General features: G+C 71.4%; 6 protein-coding genes. All 6 read right to left on the bottom strand.

The window, feature by feature from the left end; all coding sequences use genetic code 11:
- Positions 1-351: 351 nt before the first annotated feature.
- Complete coding sequence (metK, locus tag ND748_RS24410) at positions 352-1,548, bottom strand: methionine adenosyltransferase (RefSeq protein WP_251748306.1); 1,197 nt, start codon at positions 1,546-1,548, stop codon at positions 352-354.
- Positions 1,549-1,589: 41 nt separating this feature from the next.
- Positions 1,590-2,897 (bottom strand): bifunctional phosphopantothenoylcysteine decarboxylase/phosphopantothenate--cysteine ligase CoaBC, encoded by a 1,308-nt coding sequence (gene coaBC / locus ND748_RS24405; RefSeq protein ID WP_251748305.1) that lies wholly within the window; start codon positions 2,895-2,897, stop codon positions 1,590-1,592.
- A gap of 7 nt (positions 2,898-2,904) precedes the next feature.
- Complete coding sequence (rpoZ, locus tag ND748_RS24400; RefSeq protein WP_251748304.1) at positions 2,905-3,189, bottom strand: DNA-directed RNA polymerase subunit omega; 285 nt, start codon at positions 3,187-3,189, stop codon at positions 2,905-2,907.
- Between the two features lie 152 nt (positions 3,190-3,341).
- Positions 3,342-3,887, bottom strand: coding sequence for a guanylate kinase (gene gmk, locus ND748_RS24395; protein WP_251748303.1), 546 nt, complete (start codon positions 3,885-3,887; stop codon positions 3,342-3,344).
- A 245-nt stretch (positions 3,888-4,132) separates the two neighbouring features.
- A complete protein-coding gene (gene mihF / locus ND748_RS24390; protein ID WP_009742797.1) occupies positions 4,133-4,450 on the bottom strand; it encodes an integration host factor, actinobacterial type in 318 nt (105 codons plus the stop codon).
- Positions 4,451-4,681: 231 nt separating this feature from the next.
- On the bottom strand, positions 4,682-5,360 hold a 679-nt coding region (gene pyrF, locus ND748_RS24385; RefSeq protein ID WP_251748302.1), incomplete at its 5' end, for an orotidine-5'-phosphate decarboxylase.

Here is a 5,360-nt window from a genome sequence, read left to right as displayed (position 1 = left end):
CCCCGGGCCCCCGCTCGCACCGGAGCCTGCGCGCGCCGCCGAATCCCGGCCGGGTCGCCCGGCCGGCCCCGGGCCGACGCCGGGGATCGTCGCGGGCTGATCGGTCATGAGGGCATTAGTACCAGCCATCTCCGACAGCAATCGTCGGCCACGCCATCCCGGGTCGCCCTCGGGAATCGGCCCTCCGCGATCGATCACGGAGATCGGCGCCGCAACGATCGGCCCACCGCGATCAGCCCACCGCGATCAGCGCACGGCGATCGGCGGCCGGGAAAAGGGGAAGCCGGGCCGGGCCGGCGGTGCGGTCCAGCCCGGCTACCCGGGTCGTGCCAGCCAGCGGCGGTCGGGGCGTCAGCCCTTGACGACGCGCTGGAGCGCCTCGGCGCGCGAGGTGGACTCCCAGGTGAAGTCGAGCTCGGGGCGGCCGAAGTGCCCGTAGGCGGCGGTCTGGGCGTAGATCGGGCGCAGCAGGTCCAGGTCGCGGATGATGGCGGCCGGGCGCAGGTCGAACACCTGGGTCACGGCGTCCTGGATCTGCTCCTCGGGGACCGTGCCGGTGCCGAAGGTCTCGACGAACAGGCCGACCGGGTGCGCCTTGCCGATGGCGTAGGCGATCTGCACCTCGCAGGCGCTGGCGAGGCCGGCGGCGACAACGTTCTTGGCGACCCAGCGCATGGCGTAGGCGGCCGAACGGTCGACCTTGGACGGGTCCTTGCCGGAGAAGGCGCCGCCGCCGTGACGGGCGTAGCCGCCGTAGGTGTCAACGATGATCTTGCGGCCGGTCAGGCCGGCGTCGCCCATCGGGCCGCCGATCTCGAAGCGGCCGGTCGGGTTGACCAGCAGCCGGCGGCCCTCGGTGGAGATCTCGAGCAGCGCCAGCTCCGGCTCGACGACGTACTCGGCGATGTCGGGCGCGAGCAGCGTGTCGAGGTCGATGTCGGCGGCGTGCTGGGTGGACACGACGACGGTGTCGAGGCGGACGGGCTTGCCGTCGGCGTACTCGATGGTGACCTGGGTCTTGCCGTCCGGGCGCAGGTAGCCGACCTGACCGTCCTTGCGGACCGCGGACAGCCGCCGGGCGAGGCGGTGCGCCAGCGCGATCGGCAGCGGCATGAGCTCGGGGGTCTGGTCGCAGGCGAAGCCGAACATCAGGCCCTGGTCACCGGCGCCCTGACGGTCGAGCTCGTCCTCGCTGGAACCCTCGACGCGGGTCTCATGGGCGGTGTCCACGCCCTGGGCGATGTCCGCGGACTGCGCTCCGATGGAGACGCTGACCCCGCAGGAGGCGCCGTCGAAACCCTTCTTGGACGAGTCGTACCCGATCTCCAGGATCCGCTCGCGGACGACCGCGGCGATGTCGACGTAGGTCTTGGTGGTGACCTCACCCGCGACGTGGACCTGGCCGGTCGTGATGAGCGTCTCCACCGCGACCCGACTCTTCGGGTCGTCCTTGATCATGGCATCGAGGATCGAGTCGCTGATCTGGTCAGCGATCTTGTCCGGATGTCCCTCGGTGACGGACTCGGACGTGAACAGGCGCGTCGCCACTGGTCTAACCCCCTGGGAGATCCGGTTGATTCCGACGAAGCTTACCGAGGAGTGTGCACAGGCACCCGCACTGCCTCGCCCGGCGTTCCGCCATCGTGATCGGTCGAGAACTTTGCCACGAGATCGAGGATCCGGTGCGCGACCAGATCCTTGCTCGTCCGTTCGATCGTCGTCTCCCGCCCGTCCGCGGACAGGACCACCGCGGCGTTGTCCGCCACCTCGAACCCGAGCCCGGCGCCGACCTGGTTGACCACGAGGAGATCGACGGGCTTGCGGGCCAGTTTCGCCCGCGCGTGGTCGAGTACCCCCCCGTCGGGACCGCCCGTCTCGGCGGCGAAACCGACCAGGACCTGCCCGGGGCGGCGGTTCGCCACCAACTCGGACAACACGTCAGGGTTTCGCACCAGGGCAATGGAGTCGGGCGCCGCGGATTCTTTCTTAATCTTGTATGCCTGCGTCGTCTGCGGCCGGAAATCGGCGACCGCGGCCGCCATCACGACGACATCCGCGGACGGCGCCGCCTCGTGCACCCGCTCCCGCAACTCGGCCGCGGAGGTGACCGCGATCGTGCGCGCCCCGGCCACCGCGGGCAGGGCGACGTTGGCCGCGACCACCGTCACCGCGGCCCCGCGGGCGAGCGCCGCCCGCGCCAACGCGTAGCCCTGGCGCCCGCTGGAGGCGTTGCCGAGGAAACGGACCGGATCGAGGTACTCCCTGGTACCCCCGGCGGTGACCAGCACGTGTTGGCCGGCGAGGTCCGGGCGGACGCCGGCGGCCCCGCGGGCGAGCACCGCCATGCCGAGCGCGGCGATCTCCGCGGGCTCGGGCAGCCGGCCCGGCCCCGAGTCGGCGCCGGTCAGCCGGCCGACGGCCGGGTCCAGCACCACCGCGCCCCGGGCCCGCAGGGTGGCCACGTTCGCCCGGGTGGCCGGATGCTGCCACATCTCGGTGTGCATCGCCGGCGCGAAGACCACCGGGCAGGTGGCTGTGAGCAGGGTTCCGGTGAGCAGGTCATCCGCCCGGCCGGCGGCGGCGCGGGCCATCAGGTCCGCGGTCGCGGGCACGACGAGGACCAGGTCGGCCTCCCGCCCGATGCGGACGTGGGCGACCTCGTCGGCGTCGCTCCAGACATCGGTCGTGACCGGGTTGCCGGACAGCGCCGCCCACGTCGTCTCCCCGACGAACCGCAGCGCGGACGGCGTGGGCACGACCCGCACCTCGTGCCCGGACTCGGTGAACCGGCGCAGCACCTCGACCGCCTTGTAGGCGGCGATGCCGCCGGCCACGCCGAGCACGACCCGGGGCCGCCGGGCCGAGGCGCCCGCGGCGCCGGTGGGCTCGTCGGTCACGGCTGGGTCAGGCGACCGGCGGGAGGCTGTCGGCGACGGTCTCGTGCGTGAGCAGGCCGGCGTTGATCTCGCGCAGCGCGATCGACAGCGGCTTCTCCTGGGCGTTTGTCGTCTCGACCAGCGGGCCGACGTACTCCAGCAGGCCCTCGCCGAGCTGCGAGTAGTAGGCGTTGATCTGGCGAGCCCGCTTGGCCGCGTAGATGACCAGGCTGTACTTCGAGTCGGTGGCCTCGAGCAGCTCGTCGATCGGCGGGTTGGTGATGCCTTCGGGGTGGGCTACGGTTCCGGCCACGATGTCCTTCCGGGGTGGGCGTCCGGGGCGGCGGCCGCCGTCCGGACCGTGCTCGGCGCACACGGGCCTGCCTGCACAGGCCGGCAAGCCGCCTGCACCCGGATCAGGCACGTGAGGTGCGGCTTCACGGCGCGGTACGAGCGGACCCGCACCTAGGAGCCGATCATCAATGCTACCAACCGCGCGGCCGCGGCCCGCACATCGTCGTTGACGACCACGTGGTCGAACTCCGTCTCGGCCGCGAGCTCGATGCGAGCCCGGTCCAGCCGGCGGGCGATGACCTCGGGCGATTCGGTGCCCCGGCCGGTCAGCCGCCGGATCAGCTCTTCGAACGTGGGTGGGGCGAGAAAGACGAACCGGGCGTCGGGCATCGCCGAACGCACCTGGCGGGCCCCGAGCAGTTCGATCTCCAGCAGGCACGGGTCGCCGACGGCGAGCCGTTCCAGCAGGGGACCCCGCGGGGTGCCGTAGGCGTGCCCGGCGAACATCGCATGCTCGACGAACTCGCCGGACTTGACCATCCGGGCGAACTCCTCGGCGTCGACGAAGTGGTACTCGACACCGTCGGTCTCCCCGGGCCGGGGAGCCCGGGTGGTCGCACTGACCGAGACCCAGACCTCGGGATGACGCTCGCGGACGGCCGCAACGACCGTTCCCTTCCCGACGCCGGACGGCCCGGACAGCACTGTGAGACCCACGGCCCCAACCCTAGGGCCTCCGGGACGGCTGCCGCACAGCGGTCATCCGCCGCGGATGACCCAGGGAGGGACTTCTTTCCCATGGACTTTCGGATCGAGGGCCGGTAAAGAATGCCGGCCCTCGATCCGCTCGGAAGGTACCGCGGCTTCGCCGGAAGAACGTGAGTGAGACCACTCACCCGGCGACGCCGCGTCCCGCCAAGGCCCTACTCCGGTTGCCGGAGTGGATTTCCCACTCCGCCGGATCAGGCCGTTCCGAACTCCTCGAGGAGCGCGGCGCGTTGCTTCGCGCCGAGCCCTCTCAGCCGGCGGGTCGGACTGATCCCGAGTCGTTCTCGGATCTTCTGGGCGCGCACGCGCCCAACTCCGGGAAGCGACTCCAGAACAGCCGAAACCTTCATCTTGCCGACGACCTCATCGGCCTCGGCTTGTTCCAAGACGGCGGCCAGAGTGGTCTCGGCCTTCTTCAACCGCTCCTTGAGTTCCGCGCGCTGCTTACGAGCCAGCGCGGCTTTCTCGAGGGCGGCGGCCCTCTGCTCGGGCGTTAGGGGCGGCAGGGGCACGGGTACGCCTCCTCAATTGGGTGATCGCGCCGCGCAAACTAGCGAGGAAGTGGCTCCTCGGTCCAGCCTTGGCCACAACACTCTGATGCGGACATATTGTTCGCACAAGAGAAGGCTTTGACGGGACGAAAGGGGTGGCCCGCTCGTGCCGCACCCTTTCGGTCTACGACGGCCCCACCGTACCGCTTCGTACCGCACCAGGACGAACACACCCCGCCCTGACCTCGGCCGTCAGCGAGACGCAGGCCCCTGACCTGCGGAAATACTGTCTGCGACGACCTTTGCCGCTATGCCCAGATCGGCGGCTCGGGTGATCGGACGGCCCACCACGACCAGGTCCGCACCCGCCTCGAGCGCCTCTCGCGGGGTCGCGATTCGGGCCTGGTCGGCCGCCTCAGCCCCCTCCGGACGCACGCCGGGCGTGATGAGAGTCACGTTGTCACCGAGCTCCGAACGGACCATTCGGACCTCCCATGGACTGCACACAAGGGTGCGCGCCCCCGCCTCGGCGGCGAGCACGGCGAGGCGGCGGACGGCGTCCGCCGGCGGTCCGGCGAGTCCGACGGCGGTCAGAGCGGCCGCATCCAGCGAGGTGAGGACGGTCACAACGGCCACCTCGACCGTGGGGGCCGCGGCGATGGCCGCACGTATCATCGCCGCCCCCCCAGCGGCATGCACGGTGACGAATCGAGGCTGCAACGTGGCGACCGACCGCATTCCACCGGCGACCGTTGCCGGGATATCGTGCAGCTTGAGATCAAGGAACAGCTCGGGTGGGCCAGCGGTCGCCGCTGCGGGGCCCGTGCCGGCCGCAGCGGACCCTGCGCCCTGCGCGAGCAGGCCGGCCGCGCGCAGGGCCGTCACGATCGCAGGCCCCTCCCGGTAGAACAGCTCCAGCCCGATCTTGAGC

This window comes from Frankia sp. AiPs1 (assembly GCF_023716945.1).
Lineage (GTDB): Bacteria > Actinomycetota > Actinomycetes > Frankiales > Frankiaceae > Frankia.
This window is presented reverse-complemented; position numbering and strand designations above follow the sequence as displayed.